Below are 16,148 nucleotides of genomic sequence, written 5' to 3'. Positions count from 1 at the left end.
TCATCTACATATTACAACGTTAAGAGGCAGTATAATGAGTTTATTAAAATTACAAAATATTCATAAGTCTTATTATTTAGGTAAAGAAGAATTTCCTGTCTTGAACGGGATTAATCTTTCTTTTGATAAGGGAGACTTTGTCAGTATCCTAGGAGAATCCGGGGGCGGTAAATCAACTCTGATGAACATTATCGGTGGTCTAGATAGGGAATATACTGGAGATGTCATCATCAACGGAGAGCGTCAAAAGGATAAACGTGAAAAGGCTCTCGATGAGTATCGCCGACAAACAATTGGCTTCATTTCCCAATCCTTTAATTTAATCAATTATCTGAGTGTGTTGGACAATGTTTTAATTAGTCTGAAAATGACCCAACTGTCCCACAAGGAACAGTTGTCTCATGCCGAGGATCTCTTGAAACAGGTTGGCCTCTTTGAGCACCGCAAGAAAAAGCCGGCTCAGCTATCTGGTGGGCAAAAACAAAGAGTTGCTATCGCTCGTGCTCTAGCAAGTAATCCTGAGATCATCATCGCAGATGAACCAACTGGGGCCCTAGATAGCAAGAACACCAGGGAAGTGCTCACTATTTTGCAGGATATTGCTAAGTCTGGTAAAACCGTTATCGTGGTCACACACTCCCAAGAAGTTGCCGAAGCTGGTACACGCATTATATCATTGGTCGATGGTCAAGTCACCAATGACCAAAGGTTGCGCGAACCTTTCTCAAGTAAAGAAAAGGAGACAATATTTGACTCTAAACCATTGACGAGAAGTGCTAGCTGGAAAATGGCTTGGGCGCATTTCAGAAGTGCTTGGAAGCAAAATCTTATCATCGCCATCGGTATGGCTATTGGTCTGTTTTCGGTTATGTTCTTTTTGGGACTGGGTAATGGGGCCCGTGGTTATATGAATAGTTTTATTGCTGACATCGCGAATCCCAAAGCCTTCCAAGTCACTCTCGCTGATGCAAGACGGCTGAACAGTACTGGTATGACCGCAAAAGATAAAGATAGAGTTGCTAATACTAAGCACGTTATCAAAACACAGTACGGCTATTATGCACCACTCTTCAATGTCAACTACAAGGGTGAAACTACTCAAAGTCAGGTTCTACAAACGATTAATGATACTATTGTCAAAAAGAATATTTCTAGTAAGAAATTGCCTAAAGATGATGAGATTATCGTCTCTAAGGATTACGCCAAACGCTATATCAGTAAGGATATCAAAAAGGCCGTTGGGCAAAAAATCACCATCACTCTATCTGCTTTCGATGCCAATGGTCAACCCGTTGCTATCAGCAAAGAATATACCATTGCTGGCACCGTAGAAGGTATGAATTTGGTGACCTATAAAAGTTTGCAAGATGCAGCTGCTGCGCAAAATGCTAAATTAAAACCAAATTTCATCACGGCTAGTATGGACGATTTAAACAATACGAAAGAAGCGCAAAATACCATCAAAGCCATGAAAAAAGATGGTAAAAACCTCTATTCAATCACTGGTATCGGTGGTATGCTAGATAGCATCGTCCAAGTGACCTACATTGTCAGCTTTGTCCTAGCCATGATTGCCGGTATCTCTCTGCTCGTCAGCATTCTGATGATTGTCGCCACTACTTACATGAGCGTTACTGAACGGACCAAAGAAATTGGTATTCTGCGTTCCATGGGAGCAAGACGTAAGGATATCCGCCATTTATTTGTCAATGAGAGTCTGTTACTAGGTATCTCGGCAAACATTATGGCCATCATCACCGCGCTTTTAATTCAAGCTCTGGTTAATAGGGCGGTTTATTCTACTATTAAGTATGATATTATCCAAATTTCACTAACAGCCACTATAACCACTGTTATCATTGGTCTTCTGATTGCCCTTATCGCCAGTTTGGCACCGTCAAGCAAGGCTGCCCGTCTAAATACCATCGATGCTCTGGCTTCTGAATAAGAATATAAAAATGAGACTGGAAATCAGTCTCATTTTTATATTCTTATCTGGTCCGGTAAAACTTATCTGCGTATTACTAATTCTCAAAATGCCAATCACAGCTAACTTCATGGTCATTGATTAGACCTGCCGCTTGTAGAAAAGAATAGATACAGACTGGTCCCACAAACTTAAAACCTCGTTTTTTGAGATCCTTAGAAATCCTTTCAGACAGTTCTGTCTTAGCCGGAGCCTGTTTATAGTCCTTGACAGAATTGTCAAGCGGTGTAAAACTTACCCAGGACCAAAGGTAAGAGTCAAAGGAGCCAAATTCTTCCCTAACTTTCAGAAAAGCTTGGGCATTGGTTCTGGTTGCATAAATTTTGCCACGGTTGCGGACAACTGCCGGATTTTGCAGTACAGCCTCCAATTCCTCATCCGACATAGCAGCAACCTTGCTATAGTCATAATCGTAAAAAGCCTGTTTGAAGGCGACCCGCTTATTGAGAATAGTTTCCCAAGAGAGACCGGCCTGGTAGGTTTCAAGGCAGAGCAACTCAAAGAGAGCCTGCTCATCATGGAGAGGTTTCCCCCATTCATCATCGTGATAAGCCACATATAAAGTGTTATTTTCTTTAACCCAGCCACAACGTTTCATTTGCTCACTCCTTCCTCATTTCATCAGCATTTTCAGAGCCTGCTTGATGTAGCGCTCCGCGGTCTCATTGGTTCCTTCAAAAAAGGTACGGATTTTTTTAAGTTCACTAGCCTTATAGCCCAGTGCCAAAAGGGCTTCTATAGCTTCTTCTAATTGCTCATTACCCGCCGACACTGTCTTGGCAACTTTACCATTTTCTTGCGGAACTTCAATAAATTTACCTGCTAGATCCAAGACCATCTGTTGGGCAGTTTTTTTACCAATTTTCGGAAATTTGGTCAGATATTTGATGTCGCTATGATCAATAGCGTTGACAAGCCCCTCATTGTCATCTACAGCAATGATAGCTAGTGCTGTCGTCGGACCAATCCCCGATACTGAGATGAGGTTGAGAAAAACAGCCTTTTCGTCTTCATCATGAAAACCATAGAGAAGGTGAGCATCTTCACGGATAAACTGATGCAGATAAATCTGTATGTCTTGATTCATCTGGTCAGAAAAGCTGTAAGGATTGGCCACATTGAGGATATAGCCAAGACCACCTGCTTCAACCACGATATATTTGGCCGTGATTTTACTTAATCTTCCTTTGATATAATCGTACATAAAATTCCTTTATCACTATATTTTTTGTATTGAATACTATCCTACCTAGTACTTCCCTAATTCTCGTAGGCTAGTATGATTTTCCTGAATGCGACGGAACATTTTTTCCATATCAGACTTGGTGAAATTGACCAGTACTGGCCGACCATGGGGACAATTATAAGGATTTTGACACTGGGCTAACTGCACTAACAAATCACGGGCAGAGTAGTCATCTAAGGAATGGTTAGCTTTGATAGAACGTTTACAACTCATCATGATCGCTAGTTCAGCACGGTACTTTTGGATGGAAACTTCATTGGTCAACAGCAGCATGTCGCACATCTCATAAACACCTGATTCAATTTCATCTTCTTTCATCCAGATAGGATGTTCCCGCATAATAAAGGTATTATTACCATAAGGCTCTAAATGAATACCAACCTCGTTTAACAGAGACATTTTTTCCTGCAGATTGATGAAGTCATCCGCCATAAATTCAAAGAGATAGGGGACTAGAAGTTGTTGTAAACTGCTGTCAACTTCTCCAATTTTTTCACGGTAATACTCATACTTAACCCGCTCCTGAGCCGCATGTTGGTCAATGATATAGAGGCCCCCTTCACCCTGAGCAAACAGATAGGTCCCCTGCATCTGCCCAAAATAATCTAACTCTGGGAATTGTGATTTTTCCTCAGTTTCCAGACGTTCTAAAAGTTTATTAGTCTGAGATTTCTTCGAGAAATCAATATCGGGATGTTCCAAATCTTCAGCAGCTTCTTTGTAACGTTGGGCACGTTTAACATGAGTCGATTGCTTTACAAGCTTGTCAACTTGATTGACAGTATCAGAAGTACTTTCTAATGGCTTTTCTGCGACTTCAATCTCTGATTTAAGATAAAAATCTTGACGCTCTTTATCATAACAAAGATTGGACTGCTTGAGGGGTAGACTGGTTTGGACAGAACCTTCACTTTGACGGATACTTGATTTAGCTAGATTCTCCAAGGCATCTGGGATTAAATCCTGCTCTTGCAAACTTTCCGCGATAGCTGCACTAATCAGCTGCATCAATTCTTTTTCTTTGGAGATACGAACCTCTTGTTTAGTCGGATGGACATTGACATCCGCTAAATAAGGATCAATTTGGATATCAATAACTGCTAGAGGAAAGCGGCCAACCATAAGTTTGGAACCATAGCCGTCTAAAATAGCACGGTTAAGCAGAAAATTCTTAATATAGCGTCCATTGATGAGAATAGTGATGTAATTGCGATTGGCTCTGGTTAGCTCAGGTAGACTGACATAGCCTGACACCTCAAAATCTAAGTCCGAATTAGAAATTTCCACCATTTTTTTAGCTGTATTAAGTCCATAAATAGCTGCAATCGCTTGACGTAAATCGCCAGCTCCAGAGGTTTTAGTCAGCTGGCGACCATCGTTAATCAAAACGAAGGCAATTTCAGGATGAGCTAAACTTTGGCGGTTGACCACATCCACGATATGGCCCAATTCTGCCTGTAAAGACTTCAGGTATTTAAGGCGAGCTGGCGTGTTGAAAAAAAGACTTTCAACTGTAATCTTTGTTCCAACTGGTGTACTGACAGGCTCTTGCGAAAGGATATCCCCCCCCTTAGCAATTAACAGAGTACCGTGTGCTTCACCCTGAACAGCCGTCTTGAGGGTTATATCGCTGATTGAAGCGATAGAAGGTAAGGCCTCGCCACGAAAACCAAGAGTTCTAATTCGAAAGAGATCAGCTTGATTTTTAATCTTACTAGTCGCATGTCTACGCAGACTAAGAGCAACATCATCGGTCTCGATTCCCTGTCCATTATCGGTCACTTGGATTTTTTTAAGGCCCGATTCTTCAACTTCTATAGTAATTTGCGTACTACCAGCATCAATAGCATTTTCAACCAATTCTTTAACGACACTGCTAGGGCGTTCAACTACTTCTCCTGCAGCGATTTGGTTAGCTAGCACCTCGGGTAGTTCAATAATTTTTGGCATAAATTCCTCGCTTACAGTAACTTTTTCATCTCAAACAGTGCAGTCATAGCTTCCATGGGCGTCATATTAACAACATCAAGCTCTGCCAGAGCTGCTGCTAGTTCATCATTAATACCCTTCATTTCAAAAAGGGATAATTGCTGATTCGCATCCTGATCAGACTCAGGCGAAACCTTTTTATCACTCGTTAGACTGACAGAATGTGCTTCCAAATCTGTCAGGATACGGTCTGCTCTAGTGAGCAAATCACTTGGTAAACCGGCAATCTTGGCAACATGAATCCCATAGGACTTATCGGCCGGCCCTTCTGTGATTTTATGCAGAAAGGTAACATTGCCGTTTTGTTCCAAGGTAGCTACATGGACATTAACTAAATACGGTAGACTAGTTGAGAGCTCTGTCAACTCATGATAGTGGGTCGCAAACATGGTCTTTGCTCCTACCTTGTCATGGATATATTCGATAATAGACTGAGCTAGAGCCATACCATCATAGGTTGCTGTCCCGCGGCCAAGTTCATCAAAGAGAATAAGGGAACCGGATGTGGCACGCTGAATGGCCATATTAGCTTCCATCATTTCTACCATAAAGGTTGATTGACCAGAAATCAAATCATCTGCGGCTCCAATGCGGGTGTAGATAGCATCAAAAATCGGAAGTTCAGCAGACTGGGCTGCTACAAAAGACCCCATTTGAGCCATAATAACAGTCAATGCCAATTGACGCATATAGGTCGATTTCCCGCTCATATTTGGTCCGGTGATCAACTGAATAGCCGTTGCTTGATCCAAGGCGATAGTGTTGGGAATATATTCTTGAGCTCCCATAACCCTTTCAACCACAGCATGACGCCCCTCTTGAATGTCAATAATTTTTTGATTATTAAAAGTAGGACGAACATAATGGTTATTTTCAGCGACAATCGCCAAACTCTGCAGCGTATCAACCGTTGCAATGTTTTTAGCCAAATCCTGCAGTTGTTGAATATATTGTTCAACTTGATTGCGGACACTCATGAAAATATCATATTCCAAAGTGGCGGACTGTTCACGAGCTTCCAGCATATCGCCTTCAATCTTGGCCAACTCTGCCGTTCCGAAACGCTCAGAATTTTTCAAGGTTGCCTTACGAAAGAAGTGATCAGGAACAAGCGGTAGATTGGAATTGGTAACATGAAAATAGTAGCCATCTTTACGATTATAGTCAATTTTCAAGGTTGAAATACCACTAGCTGCACGTTCTTTAGCTTCCATTTCAGCAATCCAGCTGGTCCCTTCCCGCATGACCTGCCGATAATGGTCCAATTGACTATCAAAACCGGTCCGAATCATACCACCTTCGGTAATGGTAGCTGGAGCATTTTCATCAATCGCTGAGCTAATAAGGCTTTCTAGTTGAGGCAGCGCATCAATAGCAGCATTTAACTGATCTAGGGCTGGACTATCAAAACTACTTAAAATAGCTTTAATCCGTGGAACCTGGGCCAAGGTTTGTCCCAACTGCAACAAATCTTTGGGATTAACCTTGCCAAAAGATACACGGCTGGCTAAGCGCTCAATGTCATAAACACCTTTAAGACTGTCAGTCAAGTCACTGCGCTCAAAGAAGTTATCCAAGAAAACTTGAACAATATCTTGGCGCTCCAAAATACGGTCCTGACTAACCAAAGGACGGTCAATCCAAGTTCGTAAGAGACGCATTCCCATGGCCGTCTTGGTCTCATCTAGGAGCCAAAATAGACTACCATGTTTCTTGCCTGTTCTAGCATTTTCCAGCAGATCCAAACTAACCTTGGTTGCATAAGTCATCTGCAAAAAGTCCTTAATTTCATAGTGGACTAATCTTTGCAAATGACTGAGCTCCCGCTTTTGAGTCCTGTGGACATATTGTAAAAGTTTACCTGCTGCCTGAGATTCAACGCTCGATAAATCATCACCTAACAAATGGACATCTTCATAAACTCCACTCTCAGGTGATAAAAGCAAATTCATTTGCTTGGTCAATTCTTGCTCCTGCTCTCGACTAAGTTCATAGCCAACAACGACCTCACGCGCCTTTAGATTTTGAATTTCGCTACGTATAGCCGCAAAATCGCTCAAACTTGTTGCATAGAATTCTCCCGTTGTCAGATCCATATAGGACAGACCATAGAGTCCATTTAAGAAATCAATGGCTACCAGAAAGTTGTTAGCATTATCAGGTTTAGTAGAATCCACAACTGTTCCCGGCGTGATTACCTGAACAACCTCACGTTTGACCACACCGACTGCCTTTTTAGGATCCTCCATCTGCTCTGCAATAGCAACCTTATACCCCAAATCCACCAAGACATCAATATATTGTTGAGCAGAATGATAGGGTACACCAGCCATTGGAATTGGATGATCTGCATTTTTATTGCGACTGGTCAGACTGATTTCCAAAATTTGAGCCGCTTTGACAGCATCATCATAAAATAATTCATAAAAATCCCCCATACGAAAAAGTAAAAAAGCATCCGGATAGGATTCTTTTATGTCTAAATACTGCTGCATACCAGGAGAAATCTTATCTTCTTTGACCATTGCTTAATTCCTCATTTATCTTATCTTCTAAGCTTTTGGTAACATATTGCAAGAGATCACTAACATCTTGCATCTTAGCGCGGTAATCCTGAACCAAGGGTAGCTCAGAAAGCTCTTGTGCCAGCTGATCTGCTGCCTGATTTTTTTCAAGTTTTTCAAAAAGGACAGCCTCTTGCTGGTAGGCTTTCATATCGTGGGCTAATTGATTCAGTTCAGGTAATTGATCAACTTTGGCCTGCACTTCTCGAAAGGCTTCTACACTTTCATGTTGACTCAAGAGCGCCTGCAACTCTCGAATAGCTTGTTCAAGGTTAGCCATTATGACAATTCGTCCTCAATAGCTTGAGCCTTGACCTCATTTTGACAAATTACCAGTAGGGTATCGGCACCAGCAACTGTCCCTAAGATATCGCTTCGACCTTCTCGATCAATGATATTAGCAAGCACATCAGCCTCCCCTAGCTCTGTTCCTAAAACCAGAATAAAGCCAGCTCTGGAAACCTTTTTGATGTAGTCTCCCACAACATTAGAAAAGTGGGAATCTTCCTCAGTAGACAAAGTATAGTAGAGCTTACCCAGCTCATCACGACGCTTGAGTAGACCAATCTCACGCAGATCCCTTGATAAGGTTGCCTGTGTCACTGAAACTCCTTGATCTGCTAAGCTATCTTTAATATCTCCTTGAGTTCCCACATGTTGATGTTGAATGATAGCTTTGATTTTATTCTGGCGTTCCGATTTATTCATTATTTTCCTCGTTGTCCTTATAATTATACTTTAAATATTATAACAAAAAGACGACTATTTTTCATCAATCGCCTACTTCAGAAACCAGCAATTTTAGCAGAAAAAATAGGCTATTTATGTTACAATAAAATGAATACTTTCACAGGAGAAAACCATGGATAACAAACTTATCGTCGCTCAGAAAATCAAGGCTGCCCTGCCCGATTTATCAGTTGAGGAGATTACAGACCTATTGGAAATTCCCAAAAATGCAGCAATGGGAGATTTAGCTTTCCCAGCTTTTTCTTTGGCTAAGTTGCTGCGCAAGGCACCACAAATGATTGCCAGCGATCTTGCTAAAAAGATTGACTCTAGCAAGTTTGAAAAAATCGAAGCTGTTGGCCCTTATGTCAATTTTTTCTTAAATAAAAAAGATATTTCACAGGCGGTTTTGACTGAAGTTGTTGCCAAGGGAGACGATTATGCCAGCCAAAATCTGGGACAAGGACGTAAGGTCGCCATTGATATGTCAAGCCCCAACATCGCCAAGCCTTTTTCCATTGGCCACCTGCGCTCAACTGTTATCGGTGACAGTCTAGCCAGGATTTTTGAAAAAATGGGCTACCAATCCGTCAAGATCAATCATCTCGGTGACTGGGGTAAACAGTTTGGAATGCTGATCGTAGCCTATAAAAAATGGGGTAATAGCGAAGCTGTTACGGCTAATCCAATTAATGAATTGCTCAAACTCTATGTTCGTATCAATGCCGAAGCACAAGAACACCCCGAATTAGATGAAGAAGCGCGTGACTGGTTCCGTAAACTGGAAGCAAACGACCCCGAAGCGCTTGAGCTCTGGCAATGGTTCCGCGATGAAAGTCTGGTTGAATTCAACCGCCTATACGATGAGCTCGGCGTATCCTTTGATAGTTATAATGGTGAAGCCTTCTACAACGATAAGATGGATGAAGTGGTTGAACTTCTTCAAGAAAAAAACTTATTGCAGGAATCCCAAGGAGCTCAGGTCGTCAATCTGGAAAAATATGGCATCGAACATCCTGCCTTGATAAAAAAGTCTGATGGTGCAACACTTTATATTACGCGCGATTTAGCCGCTGCCCTCTACCGCAAACGCACTTATAATTTTGCCAAGGCCATCTATGTGGTCGGCAATGAACAAGCTGCTCACTTTAAACAGCTTAAGGCGGTGCTTAAGGAAATGGGCTACGACTGGTCCGACCAGATCACCCATGTTCCTTTTGGACTAGTCACTAAAGAAGGTAAGAAGCTCTCAACTCGTAAGGGCAATGTTATCCTACTAGAACCAACAATTGCCGAAGCAATTAAACGTGCTGAAGATCAAATTGACAGCAAAAATCCCGACCTTGCCAATAAGCAGGCAGTAGCCCACGCTGTTGGTGTTGGTGCTATCAAGTTTTACGACCTGAAAACCGACCGCCTCAACGGCTATGACTTTGACCTTGAAGCTATGGTCTCTTTTGAAGGAGAAACTGGTCCTTATGTCCAATACGCCTATGCCCGCATCCAATCCATCCTGCGCAAGGCCAATTTCACTCCTAATACTAGCGGAAATTATCAATTAGATGATGCGGAAAGTTGGGAAATTATCAGGCTCATTCAAGATTTTCCACGCTACATTAGTCGGGCTGCCCATGACTTTGAACCATCAATCATTGCAAAATTCGCTATCAATCTCGCCCAAGCCTTTAACAAATACTATGCTCACAAACGCATTCTCGATGATAGTCCAGAGCGCAACAGCCGCCTAGCTCTCAGCTATGCCACCGGTCTGGTTCTAAAAGAAGCCCTGCGTCTCCTCGGCGTTGATGCCCCAAAAGAAATGTAATAGAAGTAACACCTCAGACTGGTTCAAAAACCAATTAGAGGTGTTATTTATTACCTATAATTTTCCGATAAAAAACTGGCCTTTTTCCACATCAAGCGGAAAACAGACCAGCTAAAATTAATTAATAATAACCTCAATAGTAATGAGCGATAGCATACCCATGACATTGTTAATTAATACACTACCTAAGATATAAGAGCTGGGAACAACGGGAACTCCACTACCGAATATGATAATAAACACCTCTGTATTAAATGCCTCAGCTTCTTGAACTGTTTTTATTTTCATAAAAATCTCTTTGGAGTTACTAGCAACATAAAAGGCTATCGAACAATAGCAAACGAGTTTTTGAATAGTAATAGGAGTAATAAGTTTTACTCAAAAACGCGTGTAAGTAGCATTATAATATGACTTATTAATAATTAACAGAATGTTGCAATTCCTACACCAAAGCCACTCAAGCCACCTAGAACAGGGGATTCCGCCAAAGCTCCTAAGCCAGTTGAACCGGCCGTTCCTGCGACACACTTGAAGCCCTTCCAGATCTCATCCCAGGATGGCCACCAACCACCGCCTTCTATCCCAGCCAGCATTTCAGCATCCAGTACGTCAAATTGTTGAATTGTTTGTGTATTCATTTTCATTACCTCACTTATGATATTATGTTAGCTAACATTGTTAGAATAACATATATTTAAGCTTTTGTTAAGGCAATATTGGCAAACAAAGCTATTTTTAATATTTATGAAAAGAGTTTGTCGCTTGCTTAAAATTAACTTAATTTTGCAGATTATTCTCATAAAATTTAGTTTAAATAACTCTCTGATAAAAATTTTATGAGCCTCTTACAATGATAAGAAAAAACTCTCCAGTACAAAATACTGGAAAGTTTCTTTATTATCAATATCGAGAAGGACCCCTATAGTGCCCTATTATCCTTTAAATTCATCGTTTTAATGCTGATGAGCTTATTAATCTTTTATAGTAGCAAGGTGGGGCAAAATACTAATGTAATTTAAAATTAATTAATAACGACCCAATAGTAATGAGCGATAGCATTGCCAATGATATCAACGACATTGCTAACCGTCGCACTACCTACTAGGTCATAATAGCTAGGAATAGCAAAAACGGGGGGACCCAATAAGGGCATCGCCTGCTACAGTAATCAAGTGTCCCATATCCATTACATCAAGTATTCAATCGTCGATATCCTCATAACAAACCCTTTTAAAATATTCATTTAGTATGAGTGATTCAAACTTGATGACTTGAAAATATAAATAGAACAACTCCAAAAAGAAGAGATGACTAACGACAGAAAGTCGCGTAACCCGTAAGGCCTCCTCCGACAACGCCAACATCCCAACCAATAGCTGCGCCAATAAGGGGACCCAATCCAAGACCTTCTGCAACGGGAGCTGTCGCAGCAGCACCAATTCCAGCACCAACTCCAGCACCTGCCACACCGCTGCCTATTGCAGTACCCGCAGTACCTGCAACACACTTATAAGGATCAAAATCACCACCGTCGATAGCAGCCAGCATGTCAATATCTAGTACGTCAAATTGTTGAATTGTTTGTGTATTCATTTTCATTACCTCACTTATGATATTATGTTAGCTAACAATGTTAGAATAACACATCTCTAAGCTTTTGTTAAGGATATATTAGCAAATGAAACTATTTTTAATGCTTGCGAAAAGAGTTTGTTTTTTTCTTAAAATTAACTTGATTTTTCAGATTATTCTCGTAAGATAGTTTGTTTAAAGAGCCTTCTAATCATATGTATTTATAACAAGATAAAACTCCCAAGTATTTTATACTTAGAAGTTTGTCTTATTATCAAATATAGTTATACAGTTAGTATAGGGAGCTAATACCTACCTGTATTTCTACGATAACTCCTGTCACTCTAAGATAAGGAGGAAAGATATCCAAAGATACCATCCTTTACAGTGACAAGGGCTTTTTCTGTATCCATTGCGCCAAATTGTTGAATTGTTTGTATATTCATAATTCATTACCCCATCTATGATATTATGTTCGCTAACGATTATCATTATAAAAACTCTATCAAGACTTTGTAAAGCCTAACAATTTAAAATTAAATCTCATGCCAAATGGTGCAATATTTAGCAGTTAAATTATAAAATTTCTGTCAAACGAAACTAATTTTACAGTCAAGTTTTTTGACCCGAGTTTAAGGTGATGCCTCTCTGTCAAATCTCAAGAGGGCAAAAGAAAAGACTGATATCTATGAACAAATTATCAGCCTCTATATAGTATCGTTTTTGACTTAAGAAAAGTATTTACCTTTAACATGAAGGCCTATAACCGAAAGATTTTCAATCATCAGGATGGTGTAGACAATAAGATTTATATTCTTGATAGGCAGTATCATTGATAGGATGATAAGAATAAGGTAGCTGGCCAAAATTAGCCAGGCAACTCTGGGTGATAATGACATACAATATACTCCTTTATCCTTTAAATCCATAGTTTTCATGTTGATGAACTTACTATAACCTTTTATAGTCATAAAGTGAAGTAAAAACCTTAAATTAATCTAAAATTAATATTGTGTTAAAACTATGAAACAATCAAGAGTTGGGTGTAATCTTTCTTTCAAATGAAAATATCTTAAGAATTAAAAAACTCTGTACTTTAAAGGCTATCCTTTGAAGCACAGAATTGAGAAGCCTTATTAAGGCAATTATTTCTCATCAAGTTTGTGCAGGAGTTTGTCTTTAAAATAGTTGAAATAGGTCTTTTTAGCGACAACTGTGACTGTATTGCCCTGCATACCGTATTTTAGAAACTTGCTGTCCTCTTTGCTGAGCTTGACCTTAGCTGTCACTTTAAAGACATTGCCTTCCTTGGTCGTTGTCGCAGATGAAGCAACATTATTAATCTTGCCTTTGATGCTTACCTTTTCATTGCCTTTTTTTTCCAGAGAAAGCCGTGTTGTCTGCCCTTTTTTCATAGAAACAACATCGTCGGAAGAGACATAGTAGGTAATCAAGACCTGCTTGGTTTTTTTGATATCGGGGTAGAGCTGGGCAATTTCAGTGCCCTGAGGAACCAGATTGGCTCCTTCGTATTTAGGATTGGTGTGAATGACACCATCTTGACTAGCTGAGATTTCCTTATGTTTCTCATCTTTTTTATCATCCGAGTTTTTACCTAAATTTTGATTCTCATTTTCTAATTCGGAATAGCGAACCAGTAAGTCATCTTTTTTGACGGTGGCATTATTGGTTAGGTTATTCTCGGTAATAGGACTAGAGCTATAAGACTGGATAACATCAAGTACCTCAGTTGGAGCTATTTCCCCCGTTGTGGTGACCGTCACTTCTTTCTTAGCGTAGCAGAGAAAGACGACTAGGAAAATGATGAAACAAACGAGGGGAACGATGAAAAGAGTGGCAAAATTATGGTAGCGCCGCTTATAAAATTCTGCACTTTCAAATAGTTTTGGATCCATCTTGCTGCCTTTCTATTTCTTAAACAAGTCATGATAGAGCCCTTTAGCCCCTATCAGTTTCTTGTGGGTACCAGTTTCAACAACCTTACCCTGATCCATGACAATGATACGCTGAGTTCTCTTAGCAATACTCAAGCGGTGAGCCACAAAGATGATGGTCTTATCCTCCATTTCCATGAGATTATCAACAATCTTCTTCTCGGTCAGAACATCAAGGCTGCTGGTCGCTTCATCAAGAATCAGCGTAGGGGCTTGGGTCAAGAGAGCACGGGCCAGAGCGATACGCTGTTTCTGACCACCCGATAGACCCGCTCCATCCGAAAGTTCTGTCTGATAGCTCATAGGCATCTGCTCGATATCCGAACGGATTTCAGCCAGTTCACAAACCCGCATGATGTCTTCCTGTGTTGTGCCTTCTTTAGCTCCTAGAGTCAGATTTTCTAAAATCGTTCCGCTGAAGACATAGGCCTGTTGAGGCAGATAGTTGACGTGCTGACGAAGAACCGTTTTGTCAATGGTTTTTAAATCGTTACCATTGATTCGGATACGACCCTTATTCGGTTCATAAAAATTGACAATCATCTTGGCCAGAGTTGTCTTACCAGAACCACTGACTCCGACTAGGCTGACCTTTTCTCCTTGTGGAATGGTGATATTGATATCTGAAAGGGTGTCTCTACCAAAACCATACTTATAATAAAGGTCCTCAAAGACGATATCACCCTTTAACATGTTAGGATCAGACAGAGTGCCTTCGTCCTGAAATTCCGATTCAACCAGATAGACCTCGTTGAGCCGCTTGTTGGCTACGCGAGCAGATTGCAGTTTTGTCTGCAGATTGATGATATTTTCAATCGGATTGGTGAAATAAGACAATAGGGCATTATAGGTAATTAGCTGTCCGACAGTTATCTTGTCATCAATAACAAACTGGGCACCAAACCAAAGAATAACAACGTTTAGAATTAACTGAGATGCCTTTTTCAGCGAGGTTTGGATGGTTTCATACTTGTGTAATTTGAAGGATTTGTCCAAATAATCAACAAATTCGCTATCAATATTGCGATAACGTGTTGTCTCGCTAGTCAAGGATTTAATGGTTTCAATCCCGTTGATATCTTCAATGATAGATGAGCTCACCATGGAATTACTTTGCATAACCTCATGATTCATCCGCTCAAAGGGTCTCAAGAAGGCTAAAATGATAACGGCATAAACAGGTATGGAAACTAGGGTAACCAGGAAGAGATAGCCGTTTTGAATCAGGAGAACAGCTCCCACCATAATCAACATACTGCAGTCTAAGATGATAGAGAAAATTGTTGAGGCAACCGCATCAATAATTGAAGTAGCATCCGTAAACCGCGAGGTGATTTCTCCTGTCCTTCTTGTCGCAAAGAAAGACATAGGTAATGTGAAGATGTGCCTAATATAGGACAAAATAACATCAATTACCAGACGCTGACTCAGGACAATCAGGAGATAGCCCTTAGCAAATTCCATGACTTGCTGGATAATATAGGTAATAATCAAACCGATGGAAATGATCCCCAGCGTTGAAATGAGCTGATTAGGGATATATTCATCGAGCATCCCTTGGAGATAGTAAGAACCAGCTATATCAACCAAGGTGACAATGAGACTAGCAAGAACTATATAAGTCACCAGAGCTCTTTGTTTAAAGAGTAGAGGCATAAAGCTGGATAGACCATTCTTTTTGTCCTTCTGCGGCTTATAGCTAGGTTCAGGGGCCAAGAAGATTGCCACGCCTGTCCATTCTTTTTCAAATTTTTCCTTGGGCATTTTGGCAATCTTGACAGTTGGGTCGGGATCGCCGATAATAATCATGTCATTTTTCTGTTTATAGACAACATAGTAATGCTGTAGCTTACCATTCTTATGAACATGGACGATAAAAGGATAAGGAATATCATCTGCATCAAAGAGCGACATGTCCGCCTTAACTGCTCTAGTCTCAAAGCCCATCTTTTTAGCCGCTTCGACAACACCGAGAGCGGTCGTTCCTTGCTTATCCGTCTTAGCTAATTCGCGTAAATGCGCCAGAGAATAATCAGAGCCATAGTGTTTTGCGACAGATGCTAGAACAGCTACCCCACAATCCCTTGTATCAATCTGAGGAACAAATTTATAGGAGCGCAGTCTAAAATGAATTCGCTTTCTAACAGCCGATTTGGAACCAGAAGCAGTCCTTTTCTTGCCTGTAAGCCGGGAAAAGAGGTTGGTCACTCCAGAAGAAATGAGTCTAATGCTCCTAAAAATCACGAAAGGAAGAAAGAGCACAGTTGCCTTAAAACCTTCC

15 protein-coding genes are annotated in these 16,148 nt (G+C 40.7%); 2 read left to right on the top strand and 13 right to left on the bottom strand.

What is annotated here, in order from left to right; all coding sequences use genetic code 11:
* The first annotated feature begins 34 nt into the window (after nucleotides 1-34).
* On the top strand, nucleotides 35-1,948 hold the full coding sequence (locus ACFOSE_RS07485) for an ABC transporter ATP-binding protein/permease (RefSeq protein WP_380432129.1): 1,914 nt from the start codon (nucleotides 35-37) through the stop codon (nucleotides 1,946-1,948).
* A gap of 76 nt (nucleotides 1,949-2,024) precedes the next feature.
* Here ACFOSE_RS07485 and ACFOSE_RS07480 read toward each other — a convergent pair whose 3' ends face one another.
* The 6 genes from ACFOSE_RS07480 to argR are packed head-to-tail and all read right to left on the bottom strand — an operon-like array spanning nucleotide 2,025 to nucleotide 8,494.
* Nucleotides 2,025-2,585 carry a DNA-3-methyladenine glycosylase I gene (locus ACFOSE_RS07480; protein WP_380432127.1) on the bottom strand — a complete coding sequence of 187 codons (561 nt, stop codon included), beginning with the start codon at nucleotides 2,583-2,585 and terminating at the stop codon, nucleotides 2,025-2,027.
* 15 nt (nucleotides 2,586-2,600) lie between these two features.
* Nucleotides 2,601-3,191, bottom strand: coding sequence for a Holliday junction branch migration protein RuvA (gene ruvA, locus ACFOSE_RS07475; protein WP_380432125.1), 591 nt, complete (start codon nucleotides 3,189-3,191; stop codon nucleotides 2,601-2,603).
* Nucleotides 3,192-3,236: 45 nt separating this feature from the next.
* Complete coding sequence (gene mutL / locus ACFOSE_RS07470; RefSeq protein ID WP_380432124.1) at nucleotides 3,237-5,183, bottom strand: DNA mismatch repair endonuclease MutL; 1,947 nt, start codon at nucleotides 5,181-5,183, stop codon at nucleotides 3,237-3,239.
* 11 nt (nucleotides 5,184-5,194) lie between these two features.
* Complete coding sequence (mutS, locus tag ACFOSE_RS07465; protein WP_380432122.1) at nucleotides 5,195-7,747, bottom strand: DNA mismatch repair protein MutS; 2,553 nt, start codon at nucleotides 7,745-7,747, stop codon at nucleotides 5,195-5,197.
* Nucleotides 7,731-8,066 carry a YlbF family regulator gene (locus ACFOSE_RS07460; RefSeq protein ID WP_380432121.1) on the bottom strand — a complete coding sequence of 112 codons (336 nt, stop codon included), beginning with the start codon at nucleotides 8,064-8,066 and terminating at the stop codon, nucleotides 7,731-7,733. The genes mutS and ACFOSE_RS07460 overlap by 17 nt, the downstream gene beginning before the upstream one ends.
* A complete protein-coding gene (gene argR, locus ACFOSE_RS07455) occupies nucleotides 8,066-8,494 on the bottom strand; it encodes an arginine repressor (RefSeq protein ID WP_380432119.1) in 429 nt (142 codons plus the stop codon). Before argR ends, ACFOSE_RS07460 begins: the two co-directional genes overlap by 1 nt.
* A gap of 154 nt (nucleotides 8,495-8,648) precedes the next feature.
* Here argR and argS point away from each other — a divergent pair, with 154 nt between their 5' ends.
* A complete protein-coding gene (gene argS / locus ACFOSE_RS07450) occupies nucleotides 8,649-10,340 on the top strand; it encodes an arginine--tRNA ligase (RefSeq protein ID WP_380432117.1) in 1,692 nt (563 codons plus the stop codon).
* Nucleotides 10,341-10,457: 117 nt separating this feature from the next.
* Here the strand turns inward: argS and ACFOSE_RS07445 are convergent, their stop codons facing one another.
* The 7 genes from ACFOSE_RS07445 to ACFOSE_RS07415 form a co-directional block, all read right to left on the bottom strand.
* Nucleotides 10,458-10,628: a hypothetical protein gene (locus ACFOSE_RS07445; RefSeq protein WP_380432115.1), complete on the bottom strand. Its 171-nt coding sequence runs from the start codon at nucleotides 10,626-10,628 to the stop codon at nucleotides 10,458-10,460.
* A 134-nt stretch (nucleotides 10,629-10,762) separates the two neighbouring features.
* Nucleotides 10,763-10,978 (bottom strand): Blp family class II bacteriocin, encoded by a 216-nt coding sequence (locus ACFOSE_RS07440; protein WP_380432113.1) that lies wholly within the window; start codon nucleotides 10,976-10,978, stop codon nucleotides 10,763-10,765.
* Between the two features lie 383 nt (nucleotides 10,979-11,361).
* The gene (locus tag ACFOSE_RS07435; RefSeq protein ID WP_380432111.1) at nucleotides 11,362-11,493 is read right to left on the bottom strand and encodes a hypothetical protein; all 132 of its coding nucleotides are present in this window, start codon (nucleotides 11,491-11,493) and stop codon (nucleotides 11,362-11,364) included.
* A 158-nt stretch (nucleotides 11,494-11,651) separates the two neighbouring features.
* Entirely contained in the window at nucleotides 11,652-11,933 is a 282-nt protein-coding gene (locus tag ACFOSE_RS07430) for a Blp family class II bacteriocin (protein ID WP_380432109.1), read from the bottom strand.
* A gap of 707 nt (nucleotides 11,934-12,640) precedes the next feature.
* Nucleotides 12,641-12,811, bottom strand: a complete 171-nt coding sequence (locus ACFOSE_RS07425; RefSeq protein WP_380432108.1) for a hypothetical protein — start codon at nucleotides 12,809-12,811, stop codon at nucleotides 12,641-12,643.
* Nucleotides 12,812-13,057: 246 nt separating this feature from the next.
* Nucleotides 13,058-13,828: an HlyD family efflux transporter periplasmic adaptor subunit gene (locus ACFOSE_RS07420; protein WP_380432106.1), complete on the bottom strand. Its 771-nt coding sequence runs from the start codon at nucleotides 13,826-13,828 to the stop codon at nucleotides 13,058-13,060.
* A 12-nt stretch (nucleotides 13,829-13,840) separates the two neighbouring features.
* On the bottom strand, nucleotides 13,841-16,000 hold the full coding sequence (locus ACFOSE_RS07415) for a peptide cleavage/export ABC transporter (protein WP_380432180.1): 2,160 nt from the start codon (nucleotides 15,998-16,000) through the stop codon (nucleotides 13,841-13,843).
* Between the last annotated feature and the right edge of the window lie 148 nt (nucleotides 16,001-16,148).

The organism is Streptococcus dentapri, assembly GCF_042649885.1.
Lineage (GTDB): Bacteria > Bacillota > Bacilli > Lactobacillales > Streptococcaceae > Streptococcus > Streptococcus dentapri.
The sequence above is the reverse complement of the archived record's forward strand: the minus strand, read 5'-3'. Positions and strand labels throughout refer to the sequence as shown.

Coding starts and splice junctions, on each gene's coding strand:
- ACFOSE_RS07425 (WP_380432108.1), bottom strand. CDS start 12,811: ATGTCATTATCACCCAGAGTTGCCTGGCTAATTTTGGCCAGCTACCTT.
- ruvA (WP_380432125.1), bottom strand. CDS start 3,191: ATGTACGATTATATCAAAGGAAGATTAAGTAAAATCACGGCCAAATAT.
- ACFOSE_RS07480 (WP_380432127.1), bottom strand. CDS start 2,585: ATGAAACGTTGTGGCTGGGTTAAAGAAAATAACACTTTATATGTGGCT.
- ACFOSE_RS07440 (WP_380432113.1), bottom strand. CDS start 10,978: ATGAATACACAAACAATTCAACAATTTGACGTACTGGATGCTGAAATG.
- ACFOSE_RS07435 (WP_380432111.1), bottom strand. CDS start 11,493: ATGCCCTTATTGGGTCCCCCCGTTTTTGCTATTCCTAGCTATTATGAC.
- mutS (WP_380432122.1), bottom strand. CDS start 7,747: ATGGTCAAAGAAGATAAGATTTCTCCTGGTATGCAGCAGTATTTAGAC.
- ACFOSE_RS07460 (WP_380432121.1), bottom strand. CDS start 8,066: ATGGCTAACCTTGAACAAGCTATTCGAGAGTTGCAGGCGCTCTTGAGT.
- mutL (WP_380432124.1), bottom strand. CDS start 5,183: ATGCCAAAAATTATTGAACTACCCGAGGTGCTAGCTAACCAAATCGCT.
- ACFOSE_RS07420 (WP_380432106.1), bottom strand. CDS start 13,828: ATGGATCCAAAACTATTTGAAAGTGCAGAATTTTATAAGCGGCGCTAC.
- argS (WP_380432117.1), top strand. CDS start 8,649: ATGGATAACAAACTTATCGTCGCTCAGAAAATCAAGGCTGCCCTGCCC.
- ACFOSE_RS07485 (WP_380432129.1), top strand. CDS start 35: ATGAGTTTATTAAAATTACAAAATATTCATAAGTCTTATTATTTAGGT.
- ACFOSE_RS07430 (WP_380432109.1), bottom strand. CDS start 11,933: ATGAATACACAAACAATTCAACAATTTGACGTACTAGATATTGACATG.
- ACFOSE_RS07445 (WP_380432115.1), bottom strand. CDS start 10,628: ATGAAAATAAAAACAGTTCAAGAAGCTGAGGCATTTAATACAGAGGTG.
- argR (WP_380432119.1), bottom strand. CDS start 8,494: ATGAATAAATCGGAACGCCAGAATAAAATCAAAGCTATCATTCAACAT.